Source organism: Pseudomonas sp. A1230 (assembly GCF_044218825.1).
GTDB classification, from domain to species: domain Bacteria; phylum Pseudomonadota; class Gammaproteobacteria; order Pseudomonadales; family Pseudomonadaceae; genus Aquipseudomonas; species Aquipseudomonas iridis.
Map to the genome: position 1 here is coordinate 5,277,030 of NZ_CP162582.1, position 18,119 is coordinate 5,295,148.

The following is an 18,119-nucleotide window of genomic DNA, read 5'->3' on the forward strand; positions in this document are numbered from 1 at the left end:
ATGGGCGCGCTGTCGCATCTGCGGGTACTGGATTTATCGCGAGTGTTGGCCGGGCCGTGGGCCGGGCAGATCCTTGCCGACCTTGGCGCCGAAGTGATCAAGGTCGAGCGCCCGGGCAATGGTGACGACACTCGCGCCTGGGGGCCGCCCTTCCTTAAAGACGCTTATGGTGAGAACACGTCGGAGGCGGCTTACTACCTGTCGGCTAACCGCAACAAGCAATCGGTGACCATCGACTTCACGCGTCCCGAGGGTCAAAAGCTTGTTCGCGAGCTCGCTGCCAAGTCGGACATCCTCATTGAGAACTTCAAGGTGGGTGGCCTGGCGGCTTATGGGTTGGACTATGAGTCGCTGAAGGCAATCAATCCGGATCTGATCTACTGCTCGATCACTGGCTTCGGTCAGACCGGGCCCTATGCCAAGCGTGCCGGTTACGACTTCATGATCCAGGGGCTGGGTGGGCTGATGAGTCTGACCGGTCGACCAGAAGGAGATGAAGGTGCCGGGCCGGTGAAGGTTGGTGTGGCGCTGACGGATATCCTGACCGGGCTGTATTCGACCGTGGCGATACTGGCGGCGCTGGCTCATCGTGATCACGACGGTGGTGGTCAGCACATTGATATGGCATTGCTGGATGTGCAGGTAGCCTGCCTGGCTAACCAAGCGATGAACTACCTGACCACGGGCAATGCACCCAAGCGCCTGGGCAATGCGCATCCGAACATCGTGCCTTATCAGGACTTTCCTACGGCAGATGGCGATTTCATCCTTACCGTGGGCAATGACGGGCAGTTCCGCAAGTTTGCTGAAGTGGCGGGTCAGCCACAGTGGGCTGATGATCCGCGCTTCACTACTAATAAGCTGCGGGTGGCGAATCGTGCGGTGCTGATTCCTCTGATTCGCCAGGCGACAGTCTTCAAGACCACGGCTGAGTGGGTAGCTCAGTTGGAGATGGCGGGCGTGCCGTGTGGCCCGATCAATGATCTGTCGCAGGTGTTTGAGGATCCGCAGGTGAAGGCTCGCGGGTTGGCAATAGAGTTGCCCCATGCGTTGGCGGGGATGGTGCCTCAGGTGGCGAGCCCTATTCGAATGTCGCAAACCCCTGTCGAGTATCGCCTTGCGCCTCCTTTGTTGGGTGAGCACACCTTGGAGGTTTTGCAGAGAGTCCTGGGTTTGGGCGCGGGAGCGGTGGCTGTGCTGAAAGAGGATGGAGTGCTTTAAGAAGCCTTCTATATAGAAGGCTTGGCATTTTCCTCTATATATAGAGGGTGATCTGATCGTTTCTTGATCAATCTGCAAGTAATTGAAAGAAAAGCGAAATTAGCGGTTGACGGCAGATTCCAGACGTCTATAATTCGCCCCACTTCCGGCGCAGTCGAAACGGAAAACTCCTTGAGATTCAATGAGTTAAGTAGGTTTCGAGAGTGGGTCGCTTCAGTTCATCGAAGCCTGGAAGGAGTTGAAAGAGCGGTGATGTTTGGCTCTTTTAACGGTTCGATCTTCTCGGTCGAAAGCGGAGGAAAAGAGGTGTTGACAACAGCGAGTAACGCTGTAGAATTCGCCTCCCGCTAACGAGAGATCGGAAGCGCAAGTGGTTGAAGTTGTTGAGGAATTCTTCGAAAACTTCTGAAAATAATCACTTGACAGCAAATGAGGCTGCTGTAGAATGCGCGCCTCGGTTGAGATGAAAGATCTTAACCAACCGCTCTTTAACAACTGAATCAAGCAATTCGTGTGGGTGCTTGTGGAGTCAGACTGATAGTCAACAAGATTATCAGCATCACAAGTTACTCCGCGAGAAATCAAAGATGTAACCAACGATTGCTGAGCCAAGTTTAGGGTTTCTTAAAAACCCAAAGATGTTTGAACTGAAGAGTTTGATCATGGCTCAGATTGAACGCTGGCGGCAGGCCTAACACATGCAAGTCGAGCGGATGACAGGAGCTTGCTCCTGAATTCAGCGGCGGACGGGTGAGTAATGCCTAGGAATCTGCCTGGTAGTGGGGGACAACGTTTCGAAAGGAACGCTAATACCGCATACGTCCTACGGGAGAAAGCAGGGGACCTTCGGGCCTTGCGCTATCAGATGAGCCTAGGTCGGATTAGCTAGTTGGTGAGGTAATGGCTCACCAAGGCGACGATCCGTAACTGGTCTGAGAGGATGATCAGTCACACTGGAACTGAGACACGGTCCAGACTCCTACGGGAGGCAGCAGTGGGGAATATTGGACAATGGGCGAAAGCCTGATCCAGCCATGCCGCGTGTGTGAAGAAGGTCTTCGGATTGTAAAGCACTTTAAGTTGGGAGGAAGGGCATTAACCTAATACGTTAGTGTTTTGACGTTACCGACAGAATAAGCACCGGCTAACTCTGTGCCAGCAGCCGCGGTAATACAGAGGGTGCAAGCGTTAATCGGAATTACTGGGCGTAAAGCGCGCGTAGGTGGTTTGTTAAGTTGGATGTGAAATCCCCGGGCTCAACCTGGGAACTGCATTCAAAACTGACAAGCTAGAGTATGGTAGAGGGTGGTGGAATTTCCTGTGTAGCGGTGAAATGCGTAGATATAGGAAGGAACACCAGTGGCGAAGGCGACCACCTGGACTGATACTGACACTGAGGTGCGAAAGCGTGGGGAGCAAACAGGATTAGATACCCTGGTAGTCCACGCCGTAAACGATGTCAACTAGCCGTTGGGAGCCTTGAGCTCTTAGTGGCGCAGCTAACGCATTAAGTTGACCGCCTGGGGAGTACGGCCGCAAGGTTAAAACTCAAATGAATTGACGGGGGCCCGCACAAGCGGTGGAGCATGTGGTTTAATTCGAAGCAACGCGAAGAACCTTACCAGGCCTTGACATCCAATGAACTTTCCAGAGATGGATTGGTGCCTTCGGGAACATTGAGACAGGTGCTGCATGGCTGTCGTCAGCTCGTGTCGTGAGATGTTGGGTTAAGTCCCGTAACGAGCGCAACCCTTGTCCTTAGTTACCAGCACGTAATGGTGGGCACTCTAAGGAGACTGCCGGTGACAAACCGGAGGAAGGTGGGGATGACGTCAAGTCATCATGGCCCTTACGGCCTGGGCTACACACGTGCTACAATGGTCGGTACAAAGGGTTGCCAAGCCGCGAGGTGGAGCTAATCCCATAAAACCGATCGTAGTCCGGATCGCAGTCTGCAACTCGACTGCGTGAAGTCGGAATCGCTAGTAATCGTGAATCAGAATGTCACGGTGAATACGTTCCCGGGCCTTGTACACACCGCCCGTCACACCATGGGAGTGGGTTGCACCAGAAGTAGCTAGTCTAACCTTCGGGAGGACGGTTACCACGGTGTGATTCATGACTGGGGTGAAGTCGTAACAAGGTAGCCGTAGGGGAACCTGCGGCTGGATCACCTCCTTAATCGACGACATCAGCTGCTCCATGAGCTCCCACACGAATTGCTTGATTCATTGAAGAAGACGATAGAAGCAGCTTTAAGCTCCAAGCTGATAGCTCTGAGCTAACAGTTACAAGCTCGAAATTGGGTCTGTAGCTCAGTTGGTTAGAGCGCACCCCTGATAAGGGTGAGGTCGGCAGTTCGAATCTGCCCAGACCCACCAATTTTGTTATGGGGCCATAGCTCAGCTGGGAGAGCGCCTGCCTTGCACGCAGGAGGTCAGCGGTTCGATCCCGCTTGGCTCCACCATAAACTGCTTCGTAAGTTTGAGAGTTTAGAAATGAATATTCGCGCTGAATATTGATTTCTAGTCTTTTGATTAGATCGTTCTTTAAAAATTTGGGTATGTGATAGAAAGATAGACTGAACGTTACTTTCACTGGTAACGGATCAGGCTAAGGTAAAATTTGTGAGTTACTCTGAATTGAGTATTATCGAATTTTCGGCGAATGTCGTCTTCACAGTATAACCAGATTGCTTGGGGTTATATGGTCAAGTGAAGAAGCGCATACGGTGGATGCCTTGGCAGTCAGAGGCGATGAAAGACGTGGTAGCCTGCGAAAAGCTTCGGGGAGTCGGCAAACAGACTTTGATCCGGAGATGTCTGAATGGGGGAACCCAGCCATCATAAGATGGTTATCTTGTACTGAATACATAGGTGCAAGAGGCGAACCAGGGGAACTGAAACATCTAAGTACCCTGAGGAAAAGAAATCAACCGAGATTCCCTTAGTAGTGGCGAGCGAACGGGGACTAGCCCTTAAGTGGCTTTGAGATTAGCGGAACGCTCTGGAAAGTGCGGCCATAGTGGGTGATAGCCCTGTACGCGAAAATCTCTTAGTCATGAAATCGAGTAGGACGGAGCACGAGAAACTTTGTCTGAATATGGGGGGACCATCCTCCAAGGCTAAATACTACTGACTGACCGATAGTGAACTAGTACCGTGAGGGAAAGGCGAAAAGAACCCCGGAGAGGGGAGTGAAATAGATCCTGAAACCGTATGCGTACAAGCAGTGGGAGCAGACTTTGTTCTGTGACTGCGTACCTTTTGTATAATGGGTCAGCGACTTATTTTCAGTGGCGAGCTTAACCGAATAGGGGAGGCGTAGCGAAAGCGAGTCTTAATAGGGCGTCTAGTCGCTGGGAATAGACCCGAAACCGGGCGATCTATCCATGGGCAGGTTGAAGGTTGGGTAACACTAACTGGAGGACCGAACCGACTACCGTTGAAAAGTTAGCGGATGACCTGTGGATCGGAGTGAAAGGCTAATCAAGCTCGGAGATAGCTGGTTCTCCTCGAAAGCTATTTAGGTAGCGCCTCATGTATCACTGTAGGGGGTAGAGCACTGTTTCGGCTAGGGGGTCATCCCGACTTACCAAACCGATGCAAACTCCGAATACCTACAAGTGCCGAGCATGGGAGACACACGGCGGGTGCTAACGTCCGTCGTGAAAAGGGAAACAACCCAGACCGTCAGCTAAGGTCCCAAAGTTATGGTTAAGTGGGAAACGATGTGGGAAGGCTTAGACAGCTAGGAGGTTGGCTTAGAAGCAGCCACCCTTTAAAGAAAGCGTAATAGCTCACTAGTCGAGTCGGCCTGCGCGGAAGATGTAACGGGGCTCAAACCATACACCGAAGCTACGGGTATCATCTTAGGATGATGCGGTAGAGGAGCGTTCTGTAAGCCTGTGAAGGTGAGTTGAGAAGCTTGCTGGAGGTATCAGAAGTGCGAATGCTGACATGAGTAACGACAATGGGTGTGAAAAACACCCACGCCGAAAGACCAAGGTTTCCTGCGCAACGTTAATCGACGCAGGGTTAGTCGGTCCCTAAGGCGAGGCTGAAAAGCGTAGTCGATGGAAAACAGGTTAATATTCCTGTACTTCTGGTTATTGCGATGGAGGGACGGAGAAGGCTAGGCCAGCTTGGCGTTGGTTGTCCAAGTTTAAGGTGGTAGGCTGGAATCTTAGGTAAATCCGGGATTCTAAGGCCGAGAGCTGATGACGAGTTATCTTTTAGATGACGAAGTGGTTGATGCCATGCTTCCAAGAAAAGCTTCTAAGCTTCAGGTAACCAGGAACCGTACCCCAAACCGACACAGGTGGTTGGGTAGAGAATACCAAGGCGCTTGAGAGAACTCGGGTGAAGGAACTAGGCAAAATGGCACCGTAACTTCGGGAGAAGGTGCGCCGGTGAGGGTGAAGGACTTGCTCCGTAAGCTCATGCCGGTCGAAGATACCAGGCCGCTGCGACTGTTTATTAAAAACACAGCACTCTGCAAACACGAAAGTGGACGTATAGGGTGTGACGCCTGCCCGGTGCCGGAAGGTTAATTGATGGGGTTAGCTAACGCGAAGCTCTTGATCGAAGCCCCGGTAAACGGCGGCCGTAACTATAACGGTCCTAAGGTAGCGAAATTCCTTGTCGGGTAAGTTCCGACCTGCACGAATGGCGTAACGATGGCGGCGCTGTCTCCACCCGAGACTCAGTGAAATTGAAATCGCTGTGAAGATGCAGTGTATCCGCGGCTAGACGGAAAGACCCCGTGAACCTTTACTATAGCTTTGCACTGGACTTTGAATTTGCTTGTGTAGGATAGGTGGGAGGCTTTGAAGCGTGGACGCCAGTTCGCGTGGAGCCAACCTTGAAATACCACCCTGGCAACTTTGAGGTTCTAACTCAGGTCCGTTATCCGGATCGAGGACAGTGTATGGTGGGTAGTTTGACTGGGGCGGTCTCCTCCTAAAGAGTAACGGAGGAGTACGAAGGTGCGCTCAGACCGGTCGGAAATCGGTCGTAGAGTATAAAGGCAAAAGCGCGCTTGACTGCGAGACAGACACGTCGAGCAGGTACGAAAGTAGGTCTTAGTGATCCGGTGGTTCTGTATGGAAGGGCCATCGCTCAACGGATAAAAGGTACTCCGGGGATAACAGGCTGATACCGCCCAAGAGTTCATATCGACGGCGGTGTTTGGCACCTCGATGTCGGCTCATCACATCCTGGGGCTGAAGCCGGTCCCAAGGGTATGGCTGTTCGCCATTTAAAGTGGTACGCGAGCTGGGTTTAGAACGTCGTGAGACAGTTCGGTCCCTATCTGCCGTGGACGTTTGAGATTTGAGAGGGGCTGCTCCTAGTACGAGAGGACCGGAGTGGACGAACCTCTGGTGTTCCGGTTGTCACGCCAGTGGCATTGCCGGGTAGCTATGTTCGGGAAAGATAACCGCTGAAAGCATCTAAGCGGGAAACTTGCCTCAAGATGAGATCTCACTGGAACCTTGAGTTCCCTGAAGGGCCGTCGAAGACTACGACGTTGATAGGTTGGGTGTGTAAGCGCTGTGAGGCGTTGAGCTAACCAATACTAATTGCCCGTGAGGCTTGACCATATAACACCCAAGCAATTTGACTACTCGAAAGAGCATCAGATTGCGGTGTGTGAAGACGAAACGAACCGAAAGTTCGATGTTCACAAAACACCGAAAGCTGTCACATACCCAATTTGCTGAAGCGAGGCCATCTGGCCACGACTCGGTACCCGAATTTCTTGACGACCATAGAGCGTTGGAACCACCTGATCCCATCCCGAACTCAGCAGTGAAACGATGCATCGCCGATGGTAGTGTGGGGTTTCCCCATGTGAGAGTAGGTCATCGTCAAGATTAAATTCCGAAACCCCAATTGCGAAAGCAGTTGGGGTTTTGTTTTAGTAGAAGTACCCGTTTTTGCTGTCTCGTCATCGTGTTGACGGGCCAGTTATAGAATTTCTTGACGACCATAGAGCGTTGGAACCACCTGATCCCATCCCGAACTCAGTAGTGAAACGATGCATCGCCGATGGTAGTGTGGGGTTTCCCCATGTGAGAGTAGGTCATCGTCAAGATTAAATTCCGAAACCCCTGTCTGCTAACGCAGACAGGGGTTTTGTTGTTTCAGAGCTTATAAAAATCAAACCATCAAGCTGCTTTGCGAGCCTTGCTGATACGTCGAGCCTGTCACTTGCGCCACCAGATGCGGACACCAGTTGCCGATAAAACCGCAATCAAAACGCCTAATACCGCGATCATCACTTGGCCAGTAAACCCGATGATCCGTCCACCATGTATCGGTAACTGCAACCGATAAAACTGTTCTCCCAACGTCCCATGTCCTGCGATTTCCTGCCCTAGCAATCGCCCATCCGTACCGTGAAAGAACAGCCAGAAACAATCGATCACCCAAGCAACGGCAACCGACCCCATCAGCAGCAATCCCCAGTTGCCGGGCAGCGCGCATGAAATGTTTCCCCACTGATACGACAAAGCCAGCCCCTGAACATCCGGGGCTGGCTTTTTTATGCACAAGGCAATGGCTTAGAACTGATAGCTGACCGTGGCTGCAACATTGCGCTCTTCGCCCATGTAGCAGAAGTTCAGGCTGGCGCAGGATGCCACGTAGGACTCGTTTGTCAGATTGTTCGCGTTCAGGCGTACGTCAACGCCCTTCAAGCCGACTTTGCCCAGGTCGTAGCCAATCGACGCGTCGAACAGCGTGTAGGACGGGACCTTCATGGTGTTCTCCGCGTCCGCCCAGCTGTAGCCGACATAACGCACCCCGCCGCCCAAACGCAGACCATCGAGTGCCGCACTGTCGAACTTATAGTCAGCCCACAACGACGTCATGTGCCGAGGCGCTTGGGTCGGTGAATTGCCTTTGTTCTCGATCACGTCGGTAGGAGTGCTCAGCGTGCTGATCATCGACTTCGAATACTCGATATCAGTGAAGGTGTAACTGCCGAGGACTTTCAGGTGATCGCTCAGTTGCATGTGCGCTTCCAGTTCCAGACCCTGAGAGCGGACAGCTCCTACAGCGCGGTAGAAGTTTTCCTGCGGCAGTTTGGTCGCCAGGTTTTCCTGATCAATGTGGAACAGCGACGCGGTAAATAGGTCGTCAGTGCCCGGCGGCTGATACTTCAGGCCCACTTCCCACTGCGTGCCATCAGTCGGGGCTAACGGATTGCCCGCGCTGTCGGCATAGGAGTTAGGGTTAAACGACTCGGAGTAGCTGATGTAAGGCGCCAAGCCGTTATCGAACAGGTAGAGCGCACCGGCGCGGCCAGTCAGCTTGGTGCGCTGGTCTTTGATTTCGCTGCCCTCGGGGCGCCCGGCCTCGGCGATGCGGTTTTCGTCAGACGTCTCAACCCAGTCCTGACGCAGACCCAGCGAGAAGCGCCATTTGTTCATCTCGATCAGGTCTTGCAGGTAAACGCCGGTTTGCTCCAGTCGACGCAGGTAACTGGTCTTGCCGTACAGGTCGATCGCCGAGTTGCCATAAACCGGATTGAACGCGTTGATCGGTGCGAGGCCGCCGCTGGTCCAGTCGACCACGGTTTTGCGCCGCTGATAATCCGCCCCCATCAGCACTGTGTGCTTGGTCGCGCCGGTAAAAAATTCGGCCTGCAGCATGTTGTCGACGATAAAGGCATGCAGGCGCTCGTCACCGCCCGTGTAGTAGCGGTTCAACTCGTTGCTGGTCGGCGAGGTCCAGCCATAGGCATAGACCTGATCCATGTTCACTTTGGAATCGAGGTAACGGAAGTTCTGCCGCGCCGTGAAGACATCGTTGAAGCGATGCTCGAACTGATAACCGAACGATTGCTGATCACGGGAATAGCCATCAATGCTCGGCTCACCCTCGAAGAAGTGCGGCGAGATCCGCTGACCATTACGCTGATGAATCGTACCGTCGGCGGGTACGCCACCGTGGTAGCCGCCATCCGGATCGTGTTGCAGATACGCCTGTAGCGTCAGTGACGTGTCCTCAGTGAAATCAATGCTGAGGGTCGGCGCGAGGGCGAAGCGCTTTTCCTTGTTGTGGTCGAATTGTGTGTCGGACTGATCCGACAAACCAGTCAGACGATAGGCGATACGCTTGTCGTCATCGACCGGGCCGCTGAAGTCAAAACCGACACCGCGCTGGCCTTGCGTGCCGACCGTTGCTTGCACCTGCCGATACGTCTCGTACAACGGTTTTTTACTGGTCAGCGCCACCAGACCACCCGGCGAGCTGCGGCCGTAGAGCACCGACGACGGGCCTTTGAGAATATCCACGCGCTCAAGGAAATACGGATCGACCTGCATGGTGCTGTAGGTGCCGCTGTCGCCCATCGACTTGAGGCCGTCGAGGTAGATGTTATCCACCGAGCCGTCGTTGAAACCGCGCATCGCCACGTAGTCGTAACGGTGCGTGGCGCCATAAGGATTGGTCAGCACGCCCGGTGTGTAGCGCATCGTTTGCGAAACCGTTTGTGCGCCCTGGTCATCCATTTGCTCACGGGTGACCACAGACACGCTTTGCGACGTTTCACGCAACGCGGTACTGGTCTTGGTGGCGATCTGGCTGTGAGTGGCGTTGTAGCCGTCCATACTGCCCAGCGCATTGCCGAGCGCGAAGCCTTTGATGTCCGTGGTCGGCAAGGCCAGCGCTACGGTTTCTGCGACCGAACGCAGAACATAGCTGCTGCCATCCTGACTGACCGCTTCGAGCCCCGAACCGCCGAGCAAATGGCTGAAGGCCTGATCGGTCGAGTATTCGCCCTGTACCCCGAGGGATTGCCGCCCCTGAGTCTGCTGTGGGGTCATCGACAACGTGATGCCGGCCTGGCGCGCGAACTGATTCAGCGCGTCACCCAACGGCCCGGCGGCGATGTTGTAGCGATGGCTGACCTCATTGGCACTGGCAGTGGCCGCCAGGCTCAGGCTCGGTAACGCACCAACGCCCAACGCAGTGGAGAACAGTGCTGCCCGAACGGCGTGGCGCAGCAGGCCCGATTCGGCAGTGGAATTCAGAGGGTTCTTACAGGTGGTACGGACAGTCATTTCAGGTTTCCGTAGGAAGTCGCGAAGGCTGAGTTGAAGTGCTTACTGACTAAGCCGGACTTGCTGCGAAAACCCGCCAAAAAAATTTCAGACTGCAGCTTCCAGGGTTACCCACCAGCGAGTGCGATAGCGCAGCTGCACCGGCAAGGTCCGCGGCAGGATCGCTAGTAGTTTGTCGGTGTCCTCCAGGCGGAATACGCCGGACAGACGCAAATCAGCCACATCCGACGCGCAGCTCAAAAAGCCCTGACGATAACGACCGACCTCAGTGAGGAAATCGCCCAGACGCATATTGCGCGTGACGATCAAACCGTCGGCCCACGCGCCGACATCCATATTCAGCGGTGGCGCCGCGCGCACGTGATGGTGATCGATCAGATAACTCTGCCCGGCGAGCGCCTCGATCGAGGTGCCGCCAGCGTTAATGGCAACACGCCCACTGGTGACGCTCAGTCGCGTGCAATCGCTGTCCTGGCGCAAAACGAACCGCGCGCCCTGAGGCTCGTAAACGCCATGACGACTTTGCACACGCAGCGGCCGTTCAAAGGCTGAGCCCTCGTCCGCGCCGCCGCAGGTGACGAGAATTTCGCCGCGAGTGAGTTTGATCAGCCTTTGCTGCGCGGTGTAATCCAGATCCACCGCACTGGCGGTGTTGAGCTCGATCCGCGTGCCGTCTGGCAACTGGAATCCACGCCGCTCGCCCGTCGCGGTGGCGTAATCGGCGCGCCATTGCTGCCAGGGCGAAGCGTCCTTGGCCAGCCATGTAGCGGAGCCCAGCAACAATGCGCCAGACAACAGCTTCAACGCCTGGCGCCGGCCCAGGCCCTGCGCACTGTTTTCCAACGTATTCAACGCCACTTGCGCACCCGGCACCGCGCGCAGGTTGTGGCTCAATTCGGCTTGCAGCGACTGCACCCGTTGCCACGCCAATTCATGTTCATGATGCTCGGCGCGCCATTGTTCGCACTGGCGGCTCAAGCGTGAATTACCGTGGTTGTTGCGCAGACGCAGCAGCCAGTGAATCGCCTGCTTGACCACCTGTTGCTGGGGCTCGGCGCGGCGGCCGAGGGATAACTTGTCCACAGGCATCAGCTGTCGTACCGCAGCACATAGCAGTGATAGAGCGCATCGGCGACGTAGCGCTCAACCGAACGCAGCGATAATCCCATCTGTTCGGCGATCTGCTTGTGCGTCAAACCTTCGCACTGCGCCAGAAGAAACGCCTGACGCACTTTTGGCTTCAATCCTTCAAGCATGCGCGCGATGCTTTCCAGCAGTTCGATCACCAGCGCGCGGGCTTCGGCGCTCGGCGTTTCGGCCTCGGGCAGATGGGCGATGGTTTCCAGATACGCACGTTCGATCTCTTCACGGCGCCAGTGGTCGATCACCAGGCCGCGCGCGATGGTACGCAGGAAGGCGCGAGGGGTCTTGAGTTCGAGACGTTCGGTGCGTTGCAGCAAGCGTACAAAAGTATCTTGCGCCAGATCCGCTGCATCGGCCGCGTTGCCGAGCCGCGCGCGCAGCCAGGCATTCAGCCAGCCGTGATGACTACTGTAAAGCGCCTGTACTGCAAACTCAGGTGAGGACATGAACGCGGCAGCCCGAACGACACAAATGATAATTAGTCGCATTTTTATCAAGGGTAGGAAATTTTGCAACCTTCCCTCGAAGAACGTTCATAAAAAACACAGAGGCGACAGCTCTGGCACGCCGTTCGGCGGGAATCCGACATTAATGCCATCCATTTCCCACACAGCCCTAAGATTTCTCCGAAACGTGCCGACAGACTGGTGAGACATGCGTGCACCAAAGTAGAGCGGCCATCAGAACGCTGCCTGCCAGCTATTGGATATTTGGAGCTACATGGAATGTTGCATCCCCGAACGCATACCCACTTTTGCATAAGAAGTCCCATGAAATGAATCTCAAGTTCAGCCATAAAATCCTGTTGGCCGCCTCGGGCGTCGTGGTCCTGGCTTTCGCTTTATTCACCCTCTACAACGACTATCTGCAGCGAAACACCATTCGCCAGAACCTCCAGTCCTCCGTGCAGCAGGCCGGCGATCTGACCGCCAGCAGCGTGCAGAACTGGATGAGCGGGCGGATCCTGGTGCTGGAAAACCTCGCGCAGAACGTTGCCCATCAGGGCAAGGAAGCCGACTTTCCGGGCCTGGTCGATCAACCAGCCTTCACCTCGAACTTCCAGTTCACCTACGTCGGCCAGGCCAACGGTGTATTCACCCAACGCCCAGACGCGAAGATGCCGGACGGTTACGACCCGCGTCAGCGCCCTTGGTACAAGCAAGCAGTGGTAGCCGACAAAACCATGCTGACGCCGCCGTACATGGCCGCTGTCGGCGGTCTGGTAGTGACCATTGCCATGCCGGTGAAGAAGAACGGCGAGCTGATTGGCGTGGTCGGCGGTGACCTGAGCCTGGAAACCCTGGTGAAGATCATCAACTCGGTGGACTTCGGTGGCATCGGCCATGCGTTCCTGGTCAGCGGTGACGGCCAGGTGATCGTCAGCCCGGACAAAGATCAGGTGATGAAAAACCTGAAAGACATCTACCCGAACACCAGCGTCCGCATCGAGAAGGGCAACCAGAACGTCGTGCTCAACGGTCAGGAACGCATCCTGTCGTTTACCCCGGTCAGTGGTTTGCCCAATGCCGAGTGGTACATCGGTCTGTCGATCGATCGCGACAAGGCCTACGCCGCACTCAGCCAGTTCCGTACTTCGGCGCTGATCGCCATGTTCGTGGCGGTGGGTGCAATTGCCGTGTTCCTGAGCCTTTTGATCACTGTGCTGATGCGTCCGCTGATCACCATGGGCCGCGCGATGCAGGACATCGCACAGGGCGAAGGCGATTTGACGCGTCGTCTGGCGGTCGAGAGCAAAGATGAGTTCGGTGAACTGGGCAGCTCGTTCAACCAGTTTGTCGAGCGGATTCACGCGTCGATTTCCGAAGTGTCTTCGGCGACCCGCCAGGTGCATGACCTGTCGCAACGCGTGATGGCTTCGTCCAACGCCTCCATCGTCGGTTCGGACGAGCAAAGTGCGCGCACCAACAGCGTCGCCGCCGCGATCAACGAACTGGGTGCCGCCACTCAGGAAATCGCCCGCAATGCTGCCGATGCTTCGCAGCACGCCAGCGGCGCGAGTGAGCAGGCTGATGACGGTCGCCAGGTGGTGGAGCAAACCATTCTGGCGATGACCGAGTTGTCGCAGAAGATCAGCCTGTCGTGCACGCAGATCGAAACGCTGAACGCCAGCACCGACAACATCGGCCACATCCTCGATGTGATCAAAGGCATTTCGCAGCAGACCAATCTGCTGGCGCTCAACGCCGCGATTGAAGCAGCACGTGCAGGTGAAGCCGGACGCGGTTTTGCGGTAGTGGCGGACGAGGTACGTAACCTCGCCCATCGCACCCAGGAATCGGCGGAAGAGATCCACAAGATGATCACGTCGTTGCAGGTCGGTTCGCGTGAGGCGGTGAGCACCATGAACGCCAGCCAGGCGTCCAGCGAGCAGAGCGTTGAAGTGGCCAATCAGGCCGGTTTGCGCCTGGTCAGCGTGACCCAGCGCATCGGCGAAATCGACGGCATGAACCAGTCGGTAGCCGCTGCGACTGAAGAGCAGACGGCGGTGGTGGAAACCCTCAACGTCGACGTTAACCAGATCAACCTGTTGAACCAGCAGAGCGTGGCCAACCTCAACGAAACGTTGAAGGATTGTGATGCGTTGTCGCAGCAGGCGAATCGTTTGAAGCAGTTGGTGGACAGCTTCAAGATCTGATCGCGTTATCGTTCATCGCGGACAAGTCCGCTCCCACAGGTTTTTTGGCGAACACAACATTTGTGAACGACCTGGACCCTGTGGGAGCTGGCTTGCCAGCGATGGCGGTAGTTCACCCACCGCTCAACTCAAGCCCTAAACGAACAGCTTCAACACATTCCCCATCGCATCATCCGCAAACCCCTGCACAAAATCCTTGAATCCCGGCAATGCCTCCGCCCCTCCACTGGCCGGCTCGGCAATGATCGTCCAGGTCGCCCGCGACTGCCCTTCGCCCAACGATTCAACCTTCATCGCCGCCCAAAGATTGGCCACGCCCAGCGTGTTGTAGATCGTCGTCCAGGTCATGCTTTGCGCCTGCTCGTCGCGGGAGTTGAGTTGTTCAACCACCACGTTGCCATCCCTGAAGAATTTCTTGCGCAGCGAGGACACACCCTCACCGGTCATCTCGATGTGCGACAGCGCCGGAATGAAACGGTCGAAACCGCCGAAGTCGCCGACCACCGCCCAGACTTTCGTCGCTTCTGCTGGTACTTCAACCGAAGACATGACGTGGCAGCCGTGCGGGTTTTTGATCAGGGTGTCGGGTTGCAGAGTGTTCATGGTATTGCTCCTTTTTGATGAACTAGATGAAGTTGATTTCTTTCAGGTAATCGCAGCCGCGGCGCAGCAGCGCCGGGGATTTTTCCGGGTAATGCGCGCCCATCTGCTGCACGCCGGCTTGCGCGTTGGCGTGGCCGATCAGAGAGATGTCGCCGATGTCTTCTTCGAAGCCGTTGAGGTAGAAACCGAGCACGCCGAACAGCGCGTTGTCGGCGTCGACCCGTCCCAGTTGTTGTTGCCAGTCGGCGACGCTGACCAGCGAGAACTCGCTGCCGGTATCGCGGAACGAGGCGACGTAGGCGTCCCAGCTCAGAGGCTCGGGGTTGTGCAGGTTGAACACCGCCCGTTCCGCCGAATAACGGCTGGCGTGAAAGGCGATGAAGCGGGCGAGAAAGTCCACCGGCATCAGGTCGAAATTCAGTGCGAATGCAGGCACCTGGCCGAGCTGAATCGAGCCTTTGAGCATCAGCATCAAGCGGTTTTTGTGCGGCTGGCAGACGCCGCTCAGGCTGTTGAAACTGATGTTGCCGGGGCGATACAGATTGACCCGTACACCCAGCGTCCGCGCCCGTTCGAGGATGCGTTCGCCGACCCATTTCGACAGGTTATAGCCATTGCGGATGTAGATCGGTGGCGTCGGCGCGGCAGGCAGTTCCAGCACCCGACCCGCGTCGTCGACCGTGCTTGAAGCCGACAGTGTCGAGACAAAATTGAAGACCTTTTTGCTGCGCCCTTCGCACAGGCGCAGTAGCTCGAAAATCGGCTCGACGTTGTCCGCTGCCAGCGACTCGTAATCAAGGACGTGATTGACGTTGGCCGCGTTGTGCACCAGCGCACCGAACTCACTGTCCAGCCGTTGATAGTCGTCCTCCCCCAGCCCGAGTTGCGGACGGGTGATGTCTGCCGCGTACACCCGCACCCGACTCAGATCCAGATGTTCCAGCCGGTTTTCGCGCAGTGCCTGAGCGAAGCGCTGCGCCGCTGTTTGCCCGCCCCCGTCGCGCACCAGGCACGCCACTTCACTGGCGCCCCAACCGAGCAGCGCCTCGACGATGTGCACGCCGACAAAACTGTTGGCGCCGGTGACGATCACCTTGTGCACATCGCCCATGCGGCTGATTGGCAGCGGTTCGATGTCCAGCGTACGCTCGGCGTCGGCCATGGCCTGGACGCTGAGTACGGCGCTGTCATCGGTGCCGCGCACTAGCGTGGCGAGTTTGATGATGGTCGGCTGTTCGATGAAGCGATTGATCGAGATGCTGCGGCCGAATTCCTCACGCAAGCGCAACAACATGCGCGACAGCAGAATCGAGTGGCCGCCGAGATTAAAGAAACTCTCGTCGGTGGAAATATCGCTGGTCGGCAGCTCCAGCAACTCCGCCCAGATCTCCAGCAGCAGCACCTCGTCTTCATTGGCCGGCAGGCATTTCGGGCCGTTGTCCTGCACGCTCACCGGTAACCCCAGCAGCGCTTTTCGGTCGACCTTGCCATTGCTGGCGAACGGCATGCTCGGCAGCTCAGTCCACGCCACCGGTTGCATGTAGTCGGGTAAAAACTGCTGGGCGTGGGCTTTCAATGCGTCGCGGGCGGCGTCCGTTTGCGGCTGGGCGAGAAACGCCAGAATCCGTCGCTGACTGTCGATCACCACCGCCACCTGTCGGTACAACTGGCTCTCGCGCAGGCAGCGTTCTATCTCTTCCGGCTCGACCCGAAAGCCACGGATCTTCACCTGATTGTCGCGTCGCCCGCACAGCTCGATGCCGTGCTCGCCCCACTTGGCCATGTCGCCACTGCGATAGGCGCGCAGTTGCTCGCCGCCCGGCAGGTCGAGGGTCAGATAGCGTTCGGCGGTCTGCTGTGGGTTGTTGAGGTAACCGAGGCAGACACCGGGGCCGACGATGAACAATTCGCCGACGGTGTGCTCGGCCACCGGTTGCAGGTCGTCATCGAGAATCAGCACATGGCTGTTGGCGATCGGTGCACCGAGCGTACGATTGCTGTCACCCGGTACGAGCTGCCGCGCGGTGATCAAAACCGTGGCTTCAGTGGGGCCGTAGAGGTTGTGCAGTTTGCCTTGGCGGGTCAGTTGCTCGATGACGAACGGCTCGCAGACATCGCCCCCCGTCATTACCTGTTGCACGCCTTGCAGTTGTTCCAGCGGCAGGATGCTCAACAGCGCCGGTGGCAGGAACGCGTGTGTAAGTTGTCGGCGGCGAATCAGTGCGACCAGTTGCAGCGGATCGCGCCGTTGCGTGTCGTCGGGCACTACCAGTTCGGCGCCTTCGAGCAAAGTCGGGAAAATGTCGATCAGCGACGAGTCGAAACTCAGCGAAGAGAACTGCAGTACCCGGCTACTGGTGTTGAGTTGTGTGTAGTCGGCGTACCACGCAGTGAAGTGCGCAAGGTTTGCCTGACTGAGCAACACACCCTTCGGATGCCCGGTGGTGCCCGAGGTGTAGAGCGCCATGCACGGCGCGTCGAGTTCGGGGCGCTGGCGCATCAACGGTTGCGCGAGGTTTGCGTCGGCCCTGTCGATGTGGCTGACATCCATCCCCGGCATCGATTCGCTCAGCGCGTGCAAACCGTCATGCAGCAACAGCAGCGCGCCCGCGTTTTGCAGAATGTATTGCTGGCGCTGCAACGGATGGCTGGGTTCCAGCGGCAGATACACCGCTCCACTGCCGAGAATCGCCAGAATCGAGGCGAACAGCGCGGGGCTTTTCGGTAAACAAATGCCTACCACCCAAGGCTGCGGATGCGGGGCGAGCAGGGGCTGCAAGCGCTGTTGAATCGCCTGGCTATGCGCATACAACTGTCGATAGCTGATCGACTGCTCAGCGAGGTGCAGCGCCGGCCGATCGGCGTGGCGAATCAGGCTCTGTTGCAGGCGCTCGATCAGCGGAATCTGCGCCCGTTCCAGTAGTGCGGCATTCACTGTGGCGTTAAGGCGATGAACGTAGGCAAGGCTGTCGAGAAACTGCAGGTTTTCCAGCCGCTCGAAATCCGGCGCCGTCACCGCAGCGGCATACCGCAAGTATTCCGGGTCGCGGGAGTAGCGGCTGACCAGCAACGACACTTCGTCCACCACGTGCATCAGCACCCTTTGGCGCAATGCCTGCCCGTTGCCGGACGGCTCATCGCCAATCGGCACGCGGCTGATCAATGTCGAGCCGAGAAAGCACAGCAGGTCGATCGACGGCAGACCTGCATTGCTATGCCCACCGACCCCCAAACGTAGATGCAGGTGTGGGATCGCGCAGAAGTCGCCAGCCGCAATGAAGCCATCGTCAATGATCAAATCCACCGTCGATTTCGCTGCGCCGCTGCGATCCAGGGAGTGACCCTGCTGTTCAAGTTCCTGCGCCAGGTCGGTCATCGCCTGGCTGGCGCCAATCAATAAAATATCGAGACGTTTCATGTCGGCCT

At 56.5% G+C, this 18,119-nt stretch carries 7 protein-coding genes, 2 tRNA genes, 4 rRNA genes and 2 pseudogenes; 9 read left to right on the forward strand and 6 right to left on the reverse strand.

The features are described from left to right. The 7 genes from AB4P97_RS24740 to rrf (AB4P97_RS24770) all read left to right on the forward strand — a co-directional run bounded on the left by AB4P97_RS24740 (position 1) and on the right by rrf (AB4P97_RS24770) (position 7,317). Positions 1-1,221, forward strand: coding sequence for a CaiB/BaiF CoA-transferase family protein (locus tag AB4P97_RS24740; protein ID WP_047299228.1), 1,221 nt, complete (start codon positions 1-3; stop codon positions 1,219-1,221). Between the two features lie 644 nt (positions 1,222-1,865). Continuing rightward, positions 1,866-3,402: ribosomal RNA gene (locus AB4P97_RS24745) — 16S ribosomal RNA — on the forward strand. A 123-nt stretch (positions 3,403-3,525) separates the two neighbouring features. After that, positions 3,526-3,602: transfer RNA gene (locus AB4P97_RS24750), tRNA-Ile, on the forward strand. Between the two features lie 10 nt (positions 3,603-3,612). After that, positions 3,613-3,688 (forward strand) — tRNA-Ala (locus AB4P97_RS24755). Between the two features lie 241 nt (positions 3,689-3,929). Further along, positions 3,930-6,823, forward strand: a 23S ribosomal RNA gene (locus AB4P97_RS24760). Between the two features lie 157 nt (positions 6,824-6,980). After that, positions 6,981-7,096, forward strand: a 5S ribosomal RNA gene (gene rrf, locus AB4P97_RS24765). A gap of 105 nt (positions 7,097-7,201) precedes the next feature. Then, positions 7,202-7,317, forward strand: a 5S ribosomal RNA gene (gene rrf / locus AB4P97_RS24770). Together the 16S, 23S and 5S rRNA genes with 2 tRNA genes alongside form the textbook arrangement of a ribosomal RNA operon. A 112-nt stretch (positions 7,318-7,429) precedes the next feature. Here rrf (AB4P97_RS24770) and AB4P97_RS24775 read toward each other — a convergent pair. From AB4P97_RS24775 to AB4P97_RS24790, 4 genes and pseudogenes are all read right to left on the reverse strand, one after another. Continuing rightward, positions 7,430-7,636, reverse strand: a pseudogene (locus AB4P97_RS24775) (PepSY domain-containing protein); the annotation flags it as partial. Between the two features lie 150 nt (positions 7,637-7,786). Continuing rightward, a complete protein-coding gene (locus AB4P97_RS24780) occupies positions 7,787-10,291 on the reverse strand; it encodes a TonB-dependent siderophore receptor (RefSeq protein WP_395601731.1) in 2,505 nt (834 codons plus the stop codon). A gap of 87 nt (positions 10,292-10,378) precedes the next feature. After that, the gene (locus tag AB4P97_RS24785) at positions 10,379-11,380 is read right to left on the reverse strand and encodes a FecR domain-containing protein (RefSeq protein ID WP_395601732.1); all 1,002 of its coding nucleotides are present in this window, start codon (positions 11,378-11,380) and stop codon (positions 10,379-10,381) included. After that, on the reverse strand, positions 11,380-11,880 hold the full coding sequence (locus AB4P97_RS24790; protein ID WP_200616467.1) for a sigma-70 family RNA polymerase sigma factor: 501 nt from the start codon (positions 11,878-11,880) through the stop codon (positions 11,380-11,382). The genes AB4P97_RS24785 and AB4P97_RS24790 overlap by 1 nt, the downstream gene beginning before the upstream one ends. 329 nt (positions 11,881-12,209) lie before the next feature. Here AB4P97_RS24790 and AB4P97_RS24795 point away from each other — a divergent pair. Further along, positions 12,210-13,187, forward strand: a pseudogene (locus tag AB4P97_RS24795) (cache domain-containing protein); the annotation flags it as partial. A 117-nt stretch (positions 13,188-13,304) separates the two neighbouring features. Next, positions 13,305-14,090, forward strand: a complete 786-nt coding sequence (locus tag AB4P97_RS24800; RefSeq protein WP_371857642.1) for a methyl-accepting chemotaxis protein — start codon at positions 13,305-13,307, stop codon at positions 14,088-14,090. 135 nt (positions 14,091-14,225) lie between these two features. Here AB4P97_RS24800 and AB4P97_RS24805 read toward each other — a convergent pair whose 3' ends face one another. After that, positions 14,226-14,693, reverse strand: a complete 468-nt coding sequence (locus AB4P97_RS24805) for an SRPBCC family protein (protein WP_042557017.1) — start codon at positions 14,691-14,693, stop codon at positions 14,226-14,228. 22 nt (positions 14,694-14,715) lie between these two features. Beyond that, the gene (locus AB4P97_RS24810; RefSeq protein ID WP_395601733.1) at positions 14,716-18,111 is read right to left on the reverse strand and encodes an amino acid adenylation domain-containing protein; all 3,396 of its coding nucleotides are present in this window, start codon (positions 18,109-18,111) and stop codon (positions 14,716-14,718) included. Positions 18,112-18,119 lie beyond the last annotated feature (8 nt).